Here is a 338-nt window from a genome sequence, read left to right on the forward strand (position 1 = left end):
CCAGGCCGGAGCGACCAGCACCAGCGTCCTGGCCCGTCGGCTCAAAGTCGTGTGGTCGGGCACCGGCAGGTCCAGCCCCATCAACGCGAGCAGTGAGGCGACCAGCCCCTCGGTCTGGCGCAAGGGCTGGTGAAACACCGCCCGCAGAACAAGCGCCGTCTCGACCGCGAGATCCGAATAGCGCGCCTGACCGCCCGGTGTGGTCCGCGGACCAGCTCGCCAAGCGGCAACCGCTTCCTCGGTGAACCAGATCGTCAGCGAGCCGCGTTGCCGCAGCCCGGCTTCGTAGGCCTGCCAGTTCGTCACTCGGTAGTGGGCTTTCGGGATCCGATGCCGGC

The 338-nt window shown here is 68.9% G+C and carries 1 protein-coding gene; it reads right to left on the reverse strand.

Features of this window, described 5'->3' with window-relative positions; all coding sequences use genetic code 11:
* Positions 1 to 338, reverse strand: a 338-nt coding sequence (locus JT719_RS24420; RefSeq protein WP_242693463.1) for a transposase, incomplete at both ends; no start/stop codon positions are given.

Origin of the sequence: Sabulibacter ruber (assembly GCF_017355955.1) — a bacterium.
Lineage (GTDB): Bacteria > Bacteroidota > Bacteroidia > Cytophagales > Hymenobacteraceae > Nibribacter > Nibribacter ruber_A.